14 protein-coding genes are annotated in these 18,563 nt (G+C 32.8%); 9 read left to right on the forward strand and 5 right to left on the reverse strand.

The features are described 5' to 3' along the window. Positions 1-87 precede the first annotated feature (87 nt). From V5E38_RS21685 to V5E38_RS21705, 5 genes are all read left to right on the forward strand, one after another. Positions 88-1,302 carry an ROK family protein gene (locus V5E38_RS21685; RefSeq protein ID WP_499211408.1) on the forward strand — a complete coding sequence of 405 codons (1,215 nt, stop codon included), beginning with the start codon at positions 88-90 and terminating at the stop codon, positions 1,300-1,302. 452 nt (positions 1,303-1,754) lie between these two features. Beyond that, positions 1,755-3,173 (forward strand): PTS sugar transporter subunit IIBC family protein, encoded by a 1,419-nt coding sequence (gene treP, locus V5E38_RS21690; RefSeq protein ID WP_499211409.1) that lies wholly within the window; start codon positions 1,755-1,757, stop codon positions 3,171-3,173. A gap of 69 nt (positions 3,174-3,242) precedes the next feature. After that, complete coding sequence (gene treC, locus V5E38_RS21695; RefSeq protein ID WP_499211410.1) at positions 3,243-4,919, forward strand: alpha,alpha-phosphotrehalase; 1,677 nt, start codon at positions 3,243-3,245, stop codon at positions 4,917-4,919. Positions 4,920-4,936: 17 nt separating this feature from the next. Then, positions 4,937-5,668 (forward strand): trehalose operon repressor, encoded by a 732-nt coding sequence (gene treR, locus V5E38_RS21700; RefSeq protein ID WP_217993257.1) that lies wholly within the window; start codon positions 4,937-4,939, stop codon positions 5,666-5,668. 358 nt (positions 5,669-6,026) lie between these two features. Beyond that, positions 6,027-7,223 carry a class I SAM-dependent rRNA methyltransferase gene (locus tag V5E38_RS21705; RefSeq protein WP_097975178.1) on the forward strand — a complete coding sequence of 399 codons (1,197 nt, stop codon included), beginning with the start codon at positions 6,027-6,029 and terminating at the stop codon, positions 7,221-7,223. A 37-nt stretch (positions 7,224-7,260) separates the two neighbouring features. On the opposite strand, the gene pepT is transcribed toward V5E38_RS21705, so the two are convergent. The 3 genes from pepT to V5E38_RS21720 all read right to left on the reverse strand — a co-directional run bounded on the left by pepT (position 7,261) and on the right by V5E38_RS21720 (position 11,101). Continuing rightward, a complete protein-coding gene (pepT, locus tag V5E38_RS21710) occupies positions 7,261-8,502 on the reverse strand; it encodes a peptidase T (RefSeq protein WP_499211411.1) in 1,242 nt (413 codons plus the stop codon). Positions 8,503-8,749: 247 nt separating this feature from the next. Then, the gene (locus V5E38_RS21715; protein ID WP_499211412.1) at positions 8,750-9,385 is read right to left on the reverse strand and encodes a lysoplasmalogenase; all 636 of its coding nucleotides are present in this window, start codon (positions 9,383-9,385) and stop codon (positions 8,750-8,752) included. Between the two features lie 132 nt (positions 9,386-9,517). Next, positions 9,518-11,101 carry a L,D-transpeptidase gene (locus V5E38_RS21720; RefSeq protein ID WP_499211413.1) on the reverse strand — a complete coding sequence of 528 codons (1,584 nt, stop codon included), beginning with the start codon at positions 11,099-11,101 and terminating at the stop codon, positions 9,518-9,520. Between the two features lie 346 nt (positions 11,102-11,447). Between V5E38_RS21720 and V5E38_RS21725 the strand changes: the two genes are divergently transcribed. Continuing rightward, positions 11,448-13,628: a DNA topoisomerase III gene (locus V5E38_RS21725; protein ID WP_499211414.1), complete on the forward strand. Its 2,181-nt coding sequence runs from the start codon at positions 11,448-11,450 to the stop codon at positions 13,626-13,628. 38 nt (positions 13,629-13,666) lie between these two features. On the opposite strand, the gene V5E38_RS21730 is transcribed toward V5E38_RS21725, so the two are convergent. Beyond that, positions 13,667-14,164: a precorrin-2 dehydrogenase/sirohydrochlorin ferrochelatase family protein gene (locus V5E38_RS21730; protein ID WP_499211415.1), complete on the reverse strand. Its 498-nt coding sequence runs from the start codon at positions 14,162-14,164 to the stop codon at positions 13,667-13,669. Positions 14,165-14,439: 275 nt separating this feature from the next. Here V5E38_RS21730 and V5E38_RS21735 point away from each other — a divergent pair, with 275 nt between their 5' ends. Then, the gene (locus tag V5E38_RS21735; protein WP_499211416.1) at positions 14,440-14,979 is read left to right on the forward strand and encodes a PTS sugar transporter subunit IIA; all 540 of its coding nucleotides are present in this window, start codon (positions 14,440-14,442) and stop codon (positions 14,977-14,979) included. 26 nt (positions 14,980-15,005) lie between these two features. Here the strand turns inward: V5E38_RS21735 and V5E38_RS21740 are convergent, their stop codons facing one another. Continuing rightward, the gene (locus V5E38_RS21740; protein WP_499211417.1) at positions 15,006-16,055 is read right to left on the reverse strand and encodes an acyltransferase family protein; all 1,050 of its coding nucleotides are present in this window, start codon (positions 16,053-16,055) and stop codon (positions 15,006-15,008) included. 360 nt (positions 16,056-16,415) lie between these two features. Between V5E38_RS21740 and V5E38_RS21745 the strand changes: the two genes are divergently transcribed. Together V5E38_RS21745 and V5E38_RS21750 are read left to right on the forward strand one after the other, a co-directional pair. Further along, complete coding sequence (locus V5E38_RS21745) at positions 16,416-17,336, forward strand: ABC transporter ATP-binding protein (protein ID WP_499211418.1); 921 nt, start codon at positions 16,416-16,418, stop codon at positions 17,334-17,336. Next, complete coding sequence (locus tag V5E38_RS21750) at positions 17,333-18,430, forward strand: ABC transporter permease (RefSeq protein ID WP_499211419.1); 1,098 nt, start codon at positions 17,333-17,335, stop codon at positions 18,428-18,430. Before V5E38_RS21745 ends, V5E38_RS21750 begins: the two co-directional genes overlap by 4 nt. Positions 18,431-18,563 lie beyond the last annotated feature (133 nt).

Raw genomic sequence — 18,563 nt, forward strand, 5'->3', positions numbered from 1 at the left:
AAAATAGTGTATAAATAGCTATACTTAATTCATAAAATATAAAAAGTTAAATAGATAAAAAATAAGATAAGAGTTTTGGAGGAGTCAATGATCAGGCAATTTATAGGCTATCAGTCGCCTAAAATCAAAAGTTTAAAGCTTTTATATAGCTTAATACGAAAATTAGGGCCAACTAAAGTTAATACATTAACTGAAATGACGGGGTATAAGCATACTACTTGTGTTCGGTTATTAGATGAATTAGTGCAGGAAGGACTTATATACGACAGTGGTTTAGGGGTTTCTAGTGGTGGAAGGAGACCAGCAATGTATGTGATTAACCCAACTGCTTTCTACTTAGTCGGTGTCGAAATCACAAATTTATTTACAACAGTACTATTGCTTGACTTAAATCTAACAATAGTCGAATCAAAAAAATTAAAAATGAGCAATATGAGTACTGGAGAATACACTTTAAATTTTGTAACCAAAAGTGTAAGTGAATTATTAAATCAAAATAAGATTAATAGAGAACAATTATTAGGTATTGGTATTGGAGTGTTAGACCAAATTGATCAAGAAAAGGGCGTAATGATTAAATCTGGATCATTTTTAGCAGATGGATGGGACGATTTAAATATTGTTAGGCACTTAGAAGAAGCTAATCATTGCCCTGTATTATTAAATAATGGTACAAATTTAGCTGCCCTAGCAGAGTACAGACTAAATTTCAGTAAAGAAAACGAAAATATTGTTTTTGTTTCGAGTGATATGGGAATCCGTTGTGGAATTATTCAACAAGGTAAATTAATAAGTAATAAGAACGAAATGGACGATGCTTTTGGACATATGATCGTTGATATTCATGGAAAACTTTGTTCATGTGGTTCATATGGTTGTCTTCAAGCGTACAGTAGTTTACCTGCGATTCGAGAAGAGGTAATCAAACGAGTTAAGCGCGGTGAGATTACTTCTTTGATGGTTGAAGTAAAAGATGTCGAAAATATTAGCTATCATCAAATTCTTGAAGCTTTAGAGTTGGAAGATCCACTTTGTTTAGAGGTCATAAAAGAGGCGGCTAATTACTTTGGAATTGGACTGATCAATCTTATTTACATCGTACGCCCTGATATTGTAATTTGTGGAGGTACATTAGTTCCAAAGCCATTATTCTTTGATGTGGCATCCGAAACAGCACAAGGAAGATTGAAAAATTATCCAAACAGTCCTGTTCAAATCATTAAATCATCAACAGCGTATAATATCGTTGCACAAGGAGCTGGCTGTATCGTATTTGATCACTTTACAGAGGAAACTATTTAATAAAAACTAAAAACCGTTTAATGCTCTACCTGGGAACAGATAAGCATTAAACGGTTTTTTATTCCTCAAAATGATTTATGGCACATTCAAAAATAAATAGTATAAACCCTTCCTGATTGTACCTTTCCAGTATGACTTTAATCCTTAAATAAAGTATAGTCTGCTAGTACTTGGTTATAGTAATTTTCACTTAGATGAAGGACAGTTGTTTTAAATTGTGGCCAAGAACTTGAGTTTGAGACGTTATACTGCTAATTCGGAAAAAATGCGCTACTAGTCTAATAAGTTTATTAGTAATTTGATTAGCAATTTCCATGGAAATTAATAAGAAGTGAGAACGTTTACAAAAAACGCTTGCAATCCTGTACGTACAAGAATATACTAACCTTGTACGTACAGGATGAATTTAAACATTATTAAATAAAGAATAGATTGCTTGAGGAGGGGATATCATGAGCCGATTTAGTGATGAAGCAAAACAATTACTTCAGTACATTGGTGGTAAAGAAAACATCGCTACAGTAACTCATTGTGCAACACGAATGCGTTTTGTGCTGAAAGACGTTAAAAAAGCTGATGAAAAAATGATTCAAGAAATTAAAATAGTTAAAGGTACTTTTACGCAAGCCGGGCAATTTCAAGTAATCATCGGTAATGAAGTATCTATTTTTTATAATGAATTTGTAAAATTAGCTGGGGTAGAGGAAACTTCAAAAGATGAAGCTAAAATAGCTGCAAGGCAAAATATGACATGGATTCAAAGAATACTTGCTCACTTAGCGGAAATCTTCTCACCATTAATTCCAGCTATTGTTGTAGGGGGTCTAATCTTAGGATTCCGTAACATAATTGGGGATATTAAACTACTAGATCATGGTACTAAAACACTTGTCGAAACCTCTCAATTTTGGGCAGGTACACATTCTTTTTTATGGTTGATCGGTGAAGCCATTTTTCATTTCTTACCAGTTGGTATTACATGGTCAATTACAAAGAAAATGGGTACGACTCAAATTCTAGGGATTGTTTTAGGTATTACACTTGTTTCACCACAACTACTAAATGCATACGCAGTAGCAGGTGGGGCTGTACCACCAGTTTGGGACTTTGGTTTTGCTAAAATCGATATGATTGGTTATCAAGCGCAAGTTATTCCAGCGATTTTAGCCGGTTTCACTTTAGCGATTTTAGAGACAAATCTTCGGAAAATCGTGCCAAGTGCAATTTCAATGATTGTGGTACCGTTCTTTGCACTAGTACCAACAGTGTTAATTGCACATGTAGTATTAGGTCCGATTGGTTGGAAAATCGGTTCAGTTATCTCACATTTAGTCTATTCAGGATTAACGTCTTCATTTGGATGGCTATTTGCCTTAGTATTTGGATTCTTCTATGCACCACTAGTTATAACTGGATTGCATCATATGACAAACGCAATCGATCTTCAACTAATGAGTCAGCTTCACGGAACGAATCTGTGGCCGATGATCGCTTTATCAAATATCGCACAAGGCTCAGCTGTTCTAGCAATTATTTATTTGAATAGAAAGAATGAAGAAGAAAAGCAAGTATCAATTCCTGCTGCTATCTCTTGTTTCTTAGGGGTTACAGAGCCAGCAATGTTTGGTATTAACTTAAAGTATGCTTATCCATTCTTAGCTGCCATGATTGGCTCTGGTATAGCTGCTATTGTTTCAGTTGGTTCAGGTGTAATGGCGAATTCAATTGGTGTTGGAGGTCTTCCTGCAATTTTATCTATTCAGCCTAAGCATTTTGGTATGTTTTCAATCGCTATGCTAGTTGCACTCGTTGTACCATTCATTTTAACGATTATCTTTAATAAGAAAAAACTGCTAGTGAAAAACTCATAATTATTTAAGGGGAAGGAAATTTATTTTCCTTCCTTTCGAATTTATTTATAAATCAAGGAGATTATCACAATGAAGGATTTTAAGAACAGTGTCGTATACCAAATTTATCCTAAGTCTTTTTATGATTCGAATGGAGATGGCTTTGGAGACTTAAGAGGAGTTACAAAAAAGCTTGATTATTTAAAAGAATTAGGTGTTGACTACATTTGGCTTACTCCATTTTATGTATCTCCTCAAAATGATAATGGTTATGATGTCGCGGACTACCGAAATATTGATCCAGCATACGGAACAATGGAAGATTTTGATGAACTGGTGAAGGCTGCAAAACGTTGTGATATAGAAATAATGCTGGATATGGTATTTAATCATACTTCATCAGAACATGAGTGGTTTAAGAAAGCCCTCGATGGAAATGAAAAATATAAAAATTATTATATTTTTAGAGAAGAAAAGGACGGAAAAGAGCCTACGAATTGGATCTCCAAATTTGGTGGTTCAACTTGGGAAAAAGTTGAGAATTCAAATGAGTATTATCTGCATCTTTTTGATAAAACCCAACCAGATTTAAACTGGGAAAATGTTGAGGTTCAAAACGAAATATTCGATATCGTTAATTTCTGGATTGATAAAGGAGTAAAAGGATTTCGTTTGGATGTAATTAATCTGATTTCTAAGCCAGAAGTTATGGTTGATGATGAAACAGGTGACGGCAGAAAATATTATACAGACGGACCTCGGATTCATGAGTATTTAAAGAAATTAAATAATGAGACCTTTGGTAAGAACGACGAAATCATTACTGTCGGTGAAATGTCTTCAACTTCAATCGACCATTGTATTCGATACTCAAACCCGTCTGAGAATGAGTTATCGATGGTTTTTAGCTTTCATCATTTAAAAATTGACTATAAAGATGGGCAAAAATGGTCATTAATGGATTTTGATTTTATGTCACTTAAGTCAATTCTAGATTCGTGGCAAAAAGGTATGCAATCAGGAACTGGATGGAACGCCTTATTTTGGTGTAACCATGACCAACCGCGTATTGTTTCACGAATTGGAAACGATCAAAAATATCATAAAGAATCAGCCAAAATGCTTGCTACTTCAATGCATTTATTAAGGGGAACTCCATATATTTACCAAGGTGAAGAAATTGGAATGCCTAATCCTAAATTTGACTCAATTGAAGACTATCGAGATGTAGAAAGTTTAAATTATTATAAAATATTAAAAGAAAATGGGGTTCCGGAAAGAGAAATATTAGCCATTTTAAAGAGCAAATCAAGGGATAATTCTCGTACGCCTATGCAATGGAATGATTCAATACATGCAGGATTTACAACTGGGACACCTTGGATTTCAACGGGAAAAGATTACGAACAAATAAATGTTGAAAAGTCTCTAGTTGATGAAGATTCAGTGTTTCATCATTATAAAAAACTAATTAATTTAAGAAAAACATTCGACATTATTTCGAAAGGTATGTATGATTCTTTATTACTAAATCATGAACAAATCTTTGCATACACTCGTAAGCTGGATAATCAAATGTTGTTAGCCGTTAATAATTTTTATGGTGAAGATACTCTTTTTAAATTACCAGAAGATATTGCTATTGAGGAATATAACAAGCAAATATTAATTTCAAATTATAATGATTCAAGTCAGAATTTAACCGAATTAACGTTGCGCCCATATGAGTCTATTTGTTACCTTCTTGAGAAAAATGTGAGAATATAATAAAATTTTTCTAGGTGATGAAAATGAACGCAAAGTATATTTCAATCTATCATAAGTTAATTGAACAGATTGAAAAAGGGGCTTTTACTGTTGGTAGTAAAATACCTTCTGAAAAGTCATTAATGGAGCAATTTGATGTTTCTAGAGATACAATTAGAAAATCATTACAAATGCTTGAGCAAAACGGTTATATAAATAAAGTCAAAGGTAAAGGTTCGTTTATTTTAGACACTGCAAAATTAAATTTCCCAGTAACAGGTTTAATTAGTTTTAAAGAATTATCAAACCAAATTGGTAGAGAAGCAGAAACGATTGTAGAAATTCTTGAAAAGAAGTGGCCTAGTAAATTTATAAAAGAACAACTAGAAATAGATGACCAAACAGCTATTTGGAAAGTAGTTAGGGCTCGAAAAATCAACGGGAAAAAAATAATTTTAGACAAAGAGTATTACAATAGTTCATATGTCGAAAAACTTTCAAGATCAATCTGCGAAGGGTCAATTTTTGACTATATAGAAAATACTCTACACTTAAATATTGGCTTTGCGAAAAAAGAAATTGTAGTACAAGCTTGCACAGAAGATGACCAAAAATATTTAGATTTAGATGGCTATGATATGGTAGTAGTTGTAAATACTTTCGTCTATTTAGATGATGGTTCTCTATTACAATACGGTCAATCGAGACATCGCCCTGATAAGTTCAAATTTGTTGATTTTGCTAGGAGAATTCAACAGGTTAATGAATGAAATAAAAACCTTATTCAATTGGATAAGGTTTTTTTAATATTTCTAGGCTAAAAATTGCTATTAATTCAAGTGTATACTATGCTTAATCAGGTCTATAAAGGAAATAAACGAATAACTCATTAGTACAATAAAAATTCGAGTGAACTAGGTTTACACCGATGCCTTTTATAATGTTTTTTAGATAAAATTCGCGATCTTCATCTGGAAATAATGTCTCCAAACAAACTATAACAAATAGATTTAGTAGGTATTCCCAGGAAAATAAAGGAGATTACTTAAAACAACAATTTATCTAAAAGGGTCACAATATAAAAAATATGGAAATAATGAGTAAAAAAGAGAATGAATGGATGGGCTTATGGATAAAGAAATGAATCTAAAAATTAAACAAAAGTTTGTAAAAGATTATAAAAACGGGTATCCACTAATTTCAAAAGAATCGATCGTGAATAGTAAAGATTTCATTAATGAAGGAACAATAATTAATCTAATAGATGAACGCAATGGTTTTATTGGAAAGGGTTACTATGGAAAGCAAAATAAAGGTTTAGGTTGGATTCTTAGCCTGAAGGAGCATGAAAAGATTGGACCTAAGTTCTTTGAAGATAAAATTAAACAAGCAATTGAAGACCGCCAACATTTTTACAATAGCTCTGATACGACAGCATTTAGAGTATTTAATGGAGAAGGCGATGGGATTGGTGGGTTAACAATTGATTTTTTTGATGGATTTTATTTGATTAGTTGGTATAGCGAAGGAATCTATCAATTCAAAGATTGGGTTATTCAAGCAATAAAGAATATTGTCGAATTCAAAGGGATTTATCAGAAAAAGCGCTTTGATACAAAAGGGCAGTATATTGAAGAAGATGATTTTGTGATGGGGGAAAGAGGTCAATTTCCTATTATCGTAAAGGAAAATGGAGTTAATTTCGCTATTTATTTAAATGATGGCGCAATGGTAGGGGTATTTTTGGATCAACGTGAAGTTAGAAAACTAATTAGAGATAAATATGCTTACGATAAAACAGTTTTAAATACTTTCTCTTATACAGGGGCATTCTCAGTCTTTGCAGCTGTTGGAGGGGCAAGTAAGACTACTAGCGTTGACTTAGCAAATCGGAGCCTAGATAAAACAAAAGAACAATTTAAAATTAATGGGATTGACCCTGCTACACAGAGCATAGTCGTTGAGGATGTATTTCATTACTTTAAATATGCAGTTAAAAAGAACCTTTCATTTGATATGGTTATTTTAGATCCACCTAGCTTTGCAAGATCTAAAAAACATACTTTTAGTGCCGAAAAGGACTATAAGAACCTGTTGAAAGAAGCGATTACGATTACAGAAAATGATGGTGTAATTGTTGCTTCAACGAACTGTAGTACTTTTGGAATGAATAAATTTAAAGGGTTTATTGACACAGCATTTAAAGAATTAGGCGGGCAATATAAATTAATGGAAGAATTCAGCCTACCTAATGATTTTAAAACAACTAAACAGTTTAAAGAGGGTAACTATTTAAAGGTCGTATTCATTCGTAAAATTAAGTAAAAAAATGGACTGACAGATAGATGTCAGTCCTACTTTTTTACTTTGAAGTTGCTTTTTGTTCATATAATTTAATCACTTCAATCATAACATTCGTTGCTTTAACCATATTGTCGATTGAAATGTATTCAAATTTGCCGTGGTAGTTTTCTCCACCTGTAAAAATATTTGGAGTAGGTAGTCCCATATATGAAAGCTGAGAGCCATCTGTACCCCCACGAATTGGTTCTACAATTGGTGTAATTTCTAGGTTTGTCATTGCCTCGTGAGCAATATCAACAACCTCTTTAACAGGTAAGATTTTCTCACCCATATTATAGTATTGGTCTTTTAACTCTAAAATAATGCTGTTTTCACCATGTGTTTCTTTTAATTGATTTACAATATTCGACAATGTCTCTTTTCGATTAGCAAATTTTGTTTTATCATGATCTCTAATAATGTAGTGCATTTTTGTTAACTCTACATCACCTTCAATTGATACTAGATGATAAAAGCCTTCGTAACCTTCAGTTGATTCTGGCGCTTCCTCTACAGGCAATAAATTATTTATTTCCATGGCAATTTTCATAGAATTTATCATTTTACCTTTAGCAGTACCTGGGTGCACATTTTTACCTTTCACTGTAATCATTGCACCTGCAGCATTAAAGCTCTCGTATTGAAGCTCTCCTAGTGGACCACCGTCCATTGTGTAAGCATATTTAGCAGCAAATGCTTTTACATCAAATTTATGTGGGCCTCTACCGATCTCTTCATCTGGTGTAAATGCGACTCTTATTTTGCCGTGTTTGATTTCAGGATGTTGAACTAAATACTCCATCGCAGTCATAATTTCAGCGATTCCAGCCTTATTATCTGCACCAAGTAATGTTGTCCCATCAGTAGTCATTAATGTATGACCTACATATTTAGTTAACTCTGGCGAATGACTTGGAGATAATACAACATTTAAACTTTCATTTAAAACGATGTCATTTCCATCATAGTTTTCAACTAGCTGAGGGTTAACATTTTTTCCCGTAAAGTCTGTCGCCGTGTCTAAATGTGCTAAAAATCCAATTGTCGGAATAGCTTTGTCGGAATTTGCCGGAAGTGTAGCCATTACATAACCATTGTCATCCATTGTTACGTCAACTAATCCAATTTTGTTTAACTCTTCAACTAGCATGCGGCCCAAAGTTAATTGGCCAGGTGTAGAAGGGCATGTTTCACTACTTGCATTTGATTGTGTATCAACTTTTGCATAACTAATTAAACGATTTATTAACTCATTTTTCATATGAAAATCTCCTTTTTTTACATTTCATAATCTGTATGTAATGCGCTTTCATTTTTGTTTTTAGTGAAAAGAGGCTATATTTATATTGTAGTTCTTTCTTTGCACATTAGGAAAGTATAAATTTGTAGCGACGAAGGGGACTCGACGTAGTTGCAAATTTTAGGAATTATGTATAAGTGCAACTACACCTCTGTCTTCACTTTAAAGCTCGCCAATCGGTGAGTTTTCTTTATTTGAAAGTATAATATTACGCAACTCTATTTCTATTTAAAATGCTTTTAGCGATTAAAAACTGTGCTGAGTAGTAGGTGATCATGATTAATTCGTGACCAAATTTAACGCTTTCTACAAATAGGTCCCACGATAAGATCGAATCTGAAATGATAAATAATAGGCTCCCCAAAATAGCCCATTTGTTTCCAGCCATTATGGAAGTAAATACCATTATTGAAATGGCTACTGAATAGGCTATTACCGGAATAACTAAATTTTCCTGACCACTTTCGTTTAAAGAGCTTACTAAATTAGAACATAGAAAAAACGCATAAATTGCAATTGGAATAATTGATAGTACACGATAAATTGAAAATTTCCATCCTGATATAAAACCGGCAGCGTAAAACAAATGCCCAATTAGAAAAGCACTTAAACCGACAACAAACCATATTAACGTTCCGTCACCAATCATACAAGAAATTAGACCTAAAAGTATAAGAGCGCGATATTTAGTTGATTGATAAGGAATTTGTAAAAAGGCATAACTAATAATCAACACCATTGGAATAAGCTTAAATAGTATTTTTATGCTTACAGGCTCTGAAGGAATAAAAAACATATAGAGAATACCAAAAAACAAAATAAGTATAGGTAGATACCTCTTCAAAATTAAATTACCCCTTTCTAACTATTTCCTTTTTACTAAATATTATCAGTGAAAAGTGAAAAGAATGCTATTAGAAAAACGAAAGAACAATCTATTAAACTATAAAAAAAGCAAACCGGGAAGGTTTGCTTTTTAAGCGATCGCTATTCCATATGAGTGAGCAATCTGCCCATTTGTACTAGAAGATTTTGCAATAATAACTGTCGTTCCAACATTTATTTGATCGAATAACCATTCAATCTCACTGTTATGCATTCGAATACAGCCGTGACTAACTGATTTACCAATTGAGCTCTCATTAGCATTTCCGTGTATTCCATATGAGTTTCCTGGGGAACTACCCATACTTAAGCCCATCCATCTTTTACCTAGTGGATTATTTGGAGCTCCACCAGGAATATTTTCCTTATACCAAGGTCTATTTTTAATCTTGTTTAAGATTTTAAACTTTCCAGTAGGTGTAGGCGAGGAGGCTTTTCCTGTTGCTACACTAAATGTTTTTACTAGTTTTCCCTTGTTATAATATGAAAGTTTATTTGTTTTTGTATTAACAATAATTAGCTGCCCATTCGAAAGAGGTTGGGAGCTCTTTGCCTCAGTAAATGAAGGCTTACTTTGATTTCCAGCAGCATCAATTGATTGTACCTTTATAGGAGTAAATACTTTTAATTTACTGACCTTAAAAGTATAACTACCATTCTTTGTTGCAGCCGTTTTAGCTGTATATTTACCGCTTAGATATAGTTTAACGGAAGCATTAGGTTCTGTTTTTCCACTAATGACAGTGGCATTTTCTTTAACCGTTTGGATTGTAGGTGCTGATGGTGCAGTACGATCTAACACACGAATTGAAACAGGTTTACTTTGGTTTTTACTCTTATCAACTGCAACGACTTGAAGAACTGTGTTTGCCTTTTGCTTCGCCATTTTAATAGTAAACTTACCTGCTGAGTTAACTTTACCTTTTGCTAATACTTTCTTGTTTAAGTAAATGAGAACATCAGCATTCGGTTCCGATTTACCTGATATGCTTTGTGATTGATCTGATATTGAAGGTATGGAAGTGATAGAAGGTGCGATTACATCTGAAACATATGATGTAGCAGTTTTACTTTTTAATCCAATTGAAACACCAACTGCATTTATTTTAGTAAATTCTTTTAGAGGTTTAGTATTGAATTGAAAATTACCTTTTGTATCCGTTTGTACAGTGCTTACAAGTTTATTATTGTTGAATATTTGGACGCTACTGTTTGCTAAAAAGGCTCCTGTAATGGATGTAGATTTATTTGTAATTGGGTTAATTTTTGGAGTTGGTAAATCTTTAATCATAAATTTAATCGTCTGGTCTGAAACGGCTAGAGTTTGATCATCTAGAGTAACTGAACTTAGTTGATAAGTACCTTTTATAAAAGAAGCTGTAACACCGATTTTTCCAGCATAGTAAAGATCTGAAGACGATAGGTTTTTTAGTAAAACTTCCGTCAAATTAGTCCCGTTTTTAAATGTGAGAGTTACATTGTTGAAATGTTCTTTAGTTGTTAATCCGACTTCAATAGATTGTCCAAATGTGGCTTCAGTAGTGTTTAAATTTAGATTATCTATATAATTTGATAATTCATCATCACTAAAACTTTGTGAAAAAGAAGTCGCGTTGGCTGTGGGTAATAGTACTAAAAATACCCCTAAAATTACAGATACAATCTTATTAATCATTGTCTCTCTCCTTATATATGGAATTAATTACTAAATTTGCCATATGGAGAGTGAATTCCTTTGTTTTCTTAGTAAAATATAACGTCAATTTTCAGCAAAAAAAGAACATTTGTTGAAAAAACAGGAAGAACAGAGAATATAGTAAAATTAGGTAGAATAAAAGAGAAAATAGAAAATTTTGTAGAATTAATGTAATTTTAAAATGTTATATTCATATAGCTTGTTCTCACTCTCTAATCCTGTAATTTAGGTTTTCCTTGATTATATTCCGTTCACTTCCCTTTCCCCTGCTCTTAATGTTAAAGTTAGTTAATAAGAAAATTGTATATAAACTAAGGAGTATGATATGAGCAAAACAGTAGTATTAGCGGAAAAGCCTTCAGTTGCTAGAGATATAGCTAAAGTGCTAGGGTGCAATCAAAAGGGTAACGGTTTTTTAGAAGGTAAAAAGTATATTGTGACCTGGGCACTAGGGCATCTTGTGACTTTGGCTGATCCAGAGGGATATGATAATAAATATAAGTCATGGAATTTAGAAGATTTACCAATGATTCCAGATAAATTAAAGCTTGTTGTTATTAAAAAGACAGGCAAGCAGTTTCAAGCTGTAAAAACTCAATTATTAAGAAAAGATGTTTCAGATATCGTTATTGCAACAGATGCAGGGCGAGAAGGTGAGCTTGTTGCGAGATGGATACTTCAATTCGCAAAGGTTAATAAACCAATTAAAAGACTGTGGATTTCTTCTGCAACAGATCAGGCAGTAAAAAAAGGCTTTGAAAATTTACGTAGTGGTAAGGAGTATGAAAATCTATATCTTTCTGCTGTAGCAAGAGCTGAGGCAGATTGGATCGTGGGGATTAATGCAACAAGAGCACTTACTTGTAAGCATAATGCTCAACTTTCATGCGGTAGGGTTCAAACTCCGACACTTTCGATGATTTTAGAGCGTGAAAAGGAAATAAAAGAATTTAAGCAACAAACTTATTATGGGTTACAAGTATTAGCAAATAATGTAACCTTTACATGGCAAAATCGAAAGTCGAATGACCAGAAAATTAAAACGACTAATGAATTACAAAAAATAATTGGAACGATAAAAGGAAAACAGCTAAAGATTAAGGAAGTTTCGACTGCTGAAAAAAAATCTTTTGCTCCGCAGCTTTATGATTTAACTGAGCTCCAAAGAGAAGCGAATAAAAGATTCAACTTTTCACCTAAAGAGACATTATCCATCATGCAAAAGCTATATGAGCACCATAAAGTTGTTACGTATCCACGAACCGATTCTAGATACTTATCATCAGATTTAGTTGATACATTAAAAGAACGTTTATTAGCATGTAACATAAAACCTTATGGAAAAATCATTATGAAGTTAACGAATCAACCGATTAAAGTAAATAAGTCATTTGTAGATGACAATAAGGTTTCAGATCACCATGCGATTATACCAACAGAGCAGGCACCTATAATAAGTGAACTTTCTTCAAAAGAATTTAAAATATATGATCTTATCGTAAGAAGATTTTTAGCAGTCTTACTACCTCCGTACGTATATGAACAAGAAAAAGTTATCGCAGAAATTGATAACGAGGTATTTGTTGCGAAAGGTAAAAGGGTTATTTCACTGGGTTGGAAAGAAGTCTTTAAAGACGAAGATGATCTTGAGAGTACAGAGGATCAACGATTACCAATTATTAACGAAAATGAGCGTTTTGAAATCGCTAAAGTTATTGAAACTAAAGGGCATACGAAGCCACCAGCATACTTTAATGAAGCAACACTTTTAAGTGCAATGGAAAACCCAGTCCATTTTATGTCTGGCAATAGTAATGATTTAAAGAAGACAATAGGTGAAACAGGCGGATTGGGAACAGTTGCAACAAGAGCGGATATTATTGAAAAACTTTTCAATAGCTTTTTAATTGAAAAAAAAGGAAAAGATATTTTCATCACAAATAAAGGCAAACAATTATTAAACCTTGTTCCAGAAGCCTTGAAATCACCAGCCCTAACAGCCGAGTGGGAGCAGAAGCTTCAAGCGATCTCCAAAGGTAAATTAGCTAAATCTAAATTTATGAGTGAAATGATTAGTTTTTCTTCAGATGCTGTGAAAGAAATAAAACAAACTGAACAAAAATTTAAGCATGATAACATGACTAGCACTAAATGTCCCGACTGCGGAAAACTTATGCTAGAAGTAAACGGTAAACGTGGAAAAATGTTAGTTTGCCAGGACAGGGAATGTGGTCATCGTAAAACAATTTCACAGTCAACTAACGCCAGATGTCCTAATTGCTTCAAACGTTTAGAACTAAGAGGCGAAGGAGAAGGACAAATTTTTGCATGTGCATGTGGACATAGGGAAAAACTTTCTACTTTTAAAGATCGACGTTCGAAAGAAAAAAATAGTAAAGTATCTAAAAAAGACGTTCAAAAATATTTGAAGCAACAGAACAAACAAGATGATGAACCATTTAATAACCCATTTGCAGAAGCCTTAGCAAAGCTGAAAAAACAATAAAGGCAAAAGACCCTGCACTTCTAACCAGTCATATGAGTTTACTCTATGACTGGTTTTTTTCGTTCAATAGCATATTCGTCCACGACATCACTATAATGATCGTCAAAATAAGTGTCCAGTTCCTTTTTTATCTTTTTGGATAGGACTGGACTTTTACCTGAAGTTGAGACTGATACAATAAGGTCTCCTCTACGAACCACTGCCGGTGTATGGAAATCACTATTATTTTGATCACTTACATCATTAAACCATTGGAAATCTGATGTACAATCTTTGACGAATTTATTTATATTTTTATCGTCTGTAGCTGCAATAACAATGTGAGCTCCAGTTAGATCAGCTTTTTCAAAATACTTATTTATCCATTTTATTGTTGGTAACTGTTTAAATTCATCACATAGTTGAGGACTAATAATCGTAATCGTAGCACCACTTTTTATAAATGCTTTTGCTTTTCGAAAAGCGATTTTTCCTCCGCCGATGATCGTAATTTTTTTGTTTTGAAGTGAGAAAACTAATGGAACCATTTCAGTCATCTAATCGCTCCTATCTATTAATTTGTATCGGACAAATATTTATGCAACATCATTTTATCATATGTATAACCAATTTTTAGAACTAGCTAATTAATGAACCATTAGAGGTTTTTTATGTCTTTTATTGTAAAAATGATACAGTTTTGTTAATAATTCAATAAAAGTTCATCTTTTCTTTAGCATAAAAGTATTTTTTCTGTTAGGATAATTAGTATTATTTTTTCTGAAAAGATAATGATAAGACTGGAATCTAAATTAAAGAAAAGGTGAGTATTATGTTTAACAAATTAAAAAAAATGTTCGGTTTAGAGGAAGAACATCAACAAGGATCTGCTCCTGTAACTAAAGAAGCAACTAAGGATGTTGTCATTAAAGCGCCATTAACTGGAGAAATACATCCACTATCTGAAGTACCAGATCCTGTATTTGCAGAAAAAATGATGGGTGATGGATTTGCTATTACACCTTCAGAAGGTGTTGTAGTTGCTCCTTTTGATGGAGAAATCGTACAAGTATTCCATACGAAACACGCTATTGGAATTCGTTCAAATGAAGGTGTTGAAATCTTAATTCATGTTGGACTAGAAACAGTTAAACTAAATGGTGAAGGTTTCGATGCTCATATAACAGAAGGACAAAAAGTTAATGCTGGAGATCATTTATTAACATTCAATATTGACTATATAAAAGAAAATGCAAAAAGCACAATTACTCCAGTTATTTTTACAAATGGAGATGCGTTAGAAAATATTAAAGTTACAGCAACTGGCACAATTCAAAGAGGTTCAGATGCAGCTGTTGCTACATTAAAATAAAAAAAATAGCCCCTAGGGCTATTTTTTTATGCAGTTCTTACTTTTAAATGTTGTTTTCGCTTTACATTTAAACCAATGAACAAGGGTTTTATAGTAGGTTGTGATTCAATAATAAATTTCTTCGCAATCATAGGCACAGCTAAACCAATCATTGTGTACAATAACGGTCCATAATCGAAAAACTGTGAAAAAACAGCATTCGCAAAAATGTGGATGTACATGATTGTTAATGATTCTTTACCAAAGATTGTGCAAGGCTGGATAAATTGTAGTTTTGCTAGCTTTTGACATAAATAAAGTACGGCAATCGTCATTGTTATTGGAATTAAGGCATCTAAAAATAAATGGTTATATCTTAAATATTTAAGGCTTAGATGGTAGTCTAATTTATTTATTTCATATAAGGACATATAAACGATGCTAAGCGCAATACAAAATATTCCAAGGAAGTTAGAAATGGATGCTATCAATTTCTTTGTAAAGAATCCTAACCCTAAAAAGAAAATAGCTAGTAGAGCAACATCCATATTCCACGGAATCGAAATTTGATTAAAGGTATTTTTACCAATTTGTGGAATTAATTTAATTGTTTCAAAATGTGCAAGCAAGTAGCAAGCAATTACGATGAATAGACGGGTACTATTCTTTTTAAAGTATAAACAGATTAACGCAAATAATATTTGAGTAATAAATAAACATGTCACATACCAAAATACGCCATGGACTCCAGTAATAAATCTACCACCAATTAACAATGAAAGGACTTCTTTTGATAAATTTGATTGGTTAATGGTTCCGCCTATTACCTCCATTGTCATGTTATATAAACTAAATAAAACCAAATACGTACAGTAAGGTACAAGCAATCTACATGTTAGTTTTTTTATAAAAAAATTGAGTTCATTAATTGAATTGACCGGTTTAAATAAGTAGCCACTAATAATAAAAAATAGAGGCATATGGAACCAGTAAATAAATGTAATAGAATTCGGACCTTCTGTAGAATGACCATAAACAACCAAAAAGATGCCGATCATTTTGGCAACATCCAACCATTTTTCACGTTCTATTTTCATTTTATCACCTTGTTTTTATGGCTCGCTTAAAGAGAAAAAACTTCAAATCATAGCCAATTTTTTAAAAATAATGTCCAACATATTGTAACCGATGAGTATTACAAAGTGACAACATGGACGTTACAATCAAGTTATAAAATGTAAATGAATATTTCATAAATGCAACAAATAAATTTTGATATTAGGTGTAGCATTGAATAATTGTATTGGTAAAAAATGTAAATTTTTATTAAGAATTATTAATAACCAGTTCTTTCGACAAATTTAGTAAGTTTTACATTATATACTTAGCAGGCTGAATTAAAAATGATAGTACACTTTTTAAATAATCATTTCATTAGTCGAGGTGAAGGAAAAACAATGGGCTCAATTATTAAAGTTGAAAATCTTAAAAAGAGATATGGAGATTTTTACGCTGTAAATGGAATTAGTTTTGAAGTTGAAAAAGGTGAAGTATTTGGATTACTCGGACCAAATGGAGCTGGTAAATCAACGACAATGGAAATGCTTGTAGGATTAAGAAAACCAGATGAAGGTACGGCTACAATTGCAGGGCATGTAATTGGTAAAGACTCATATAAAATCAAACAAGAGATTGGAATTCAACTCCAATCAACATCATTATTTGAACTGTTAAAAGTAAAAGAAATCATTGAAATGTATGCAAGTTTTTATCCAAGTCATATCCCGATTCAACCGTTGATCGATGAAATGCTTTTATCTGAAAAACAAAATAGTCTAGTAAAAGGATTATCAGGAGGACAAAAGCAGCGATTAGCGATTGCATTAGCACTAATTCATGATCCTCAAATCATATTTTTAGATGAGCCAACTACAGGACTTGATCCACAGGCTCGTAGAACGTTGTGGGATATCATCTTAAAACTAAAAGAACGAGGTAAAACAGTCGTTTTATCAACCCACTATATGGATGAGGCTCATGTACTAGCAGATCGCATTGGTATCATGGATAAAGGTAAATTAATTGCATTAGATACACCAAATAATCTAGTTAGTTCAATTTCTGCAGAGAGTGCGATTGAATTTAAGACAAAAGTACCAGAGCATGAAGAAAAATTCGCACACTTAGACAATGTAATGAATGTCGTGATTAACCATGATTTCGTAACATTGTATACCCGTAACTTACAAGCTTCATTAATGGCTTTACTTGAGTATACAAAAGAACAAGATATGACGATTTCGGATTTATCGACTAGATCTGCGACTCTTGAGGACGTATTCTTACATATGACTGGAAGGGGGTTACGTGAAGAATGAAGGCTTATTATCAATTGACTTTAGCGCAACTCCGGATTTATGTACGTAATCGTCAAGCACTAATTTGGACACTATTATTTCCTTTTTTCTTTATGATTATTTTCGGATTAATGTTTAACGATGGGAATACAACTAGTTATTCAGTAAACCTAATTGATTATGATAACACTCAAGTTAGTAAACAAATTACGACTGTTTTAGAGAAACAAAAGTCACTTAAAATTCATAAAAAAACAAATGAATTAAAATCTAGGAAATTATTATCTGATGGTAAAACCGATTTTGTAATCGTCATTAAAAAAGGATTTCAAAATCAAGTTACAACTAAACAACAATCCGCTCCTGCACAAATAAAAGTACTTTATAATGAAAGTAATGCAGGCCAGCTTCAAGGTGGAATAGCAACAATCACAGCATATGTTGATGCCGCTAGTAAACAAATGGCAGGATATACACCTAAAATCGTAACAGACTTTAAAGGTGTAGCTGGTATTACTCTTTCATATTTAGACTTTTTAGTGCCTGGAATTATTGCAATGCAAATCATGAATAATAATATGAATGGTGTCGCTGGCCAAATTGCCTCTTGGAGAGAACGAGGCGTACTAAGACGAATGCAAGGCACCACATTAAGAGCTTCAACCTTTATTGCCGCGCAAATTACAGCAAGGCTAATATTGAATAGTTTACAAGCCATCTTAACAATTTTAATTGGCTACTTTGGATTCGACGTAAGTATTCGAGGATCATTCCTATTAGTAGTATTGTTAGTAGTATTAGGTACATTAACATTTATGAGCATTGGATTTATTATAGCAAGTTTAGCGAAAAGCCCAGAAAGTGCTGGACCAATTGCAGGCTTCATTTCGTTCCCACTAATGTTTTTAGGTGGAGTATTTTTCCCTGTAAATAATATGCCCGAATATTTACAACCGATTATAAAGACAATTCCAATTACGCATTTATCAACCGCAATGCGTGACATCATGAATGTCGGAGCATCATTTGGTGATTTACTTCCAGATTTCGGTTGGTTATGTGTCTGGATGGTCGTAAGCTTCTTAATCGCTGCACGTACATTTAGATGGGAGTAACTGCAAAAACTAGAAAATGAATAATGTAGATGAAACAAAGTAAATTAAAGTATTTGATTAGAAAAGACTTTCGCTAATTTTAGTGAAAGTCTTTTTTATTTACCCTTTTCTTTATCCCAACTCCCATTCTTGC

The sequence above is a fragment of the Rossellomorea sp. GAMAL-10_SWC genome, from assembly GCF_049568075.1.
Classification (GTDB): domain Bacteria; phylum Bacillota; class Bacilli; order Bacillales; family Bacillaceae_G; genus Gottfriedia.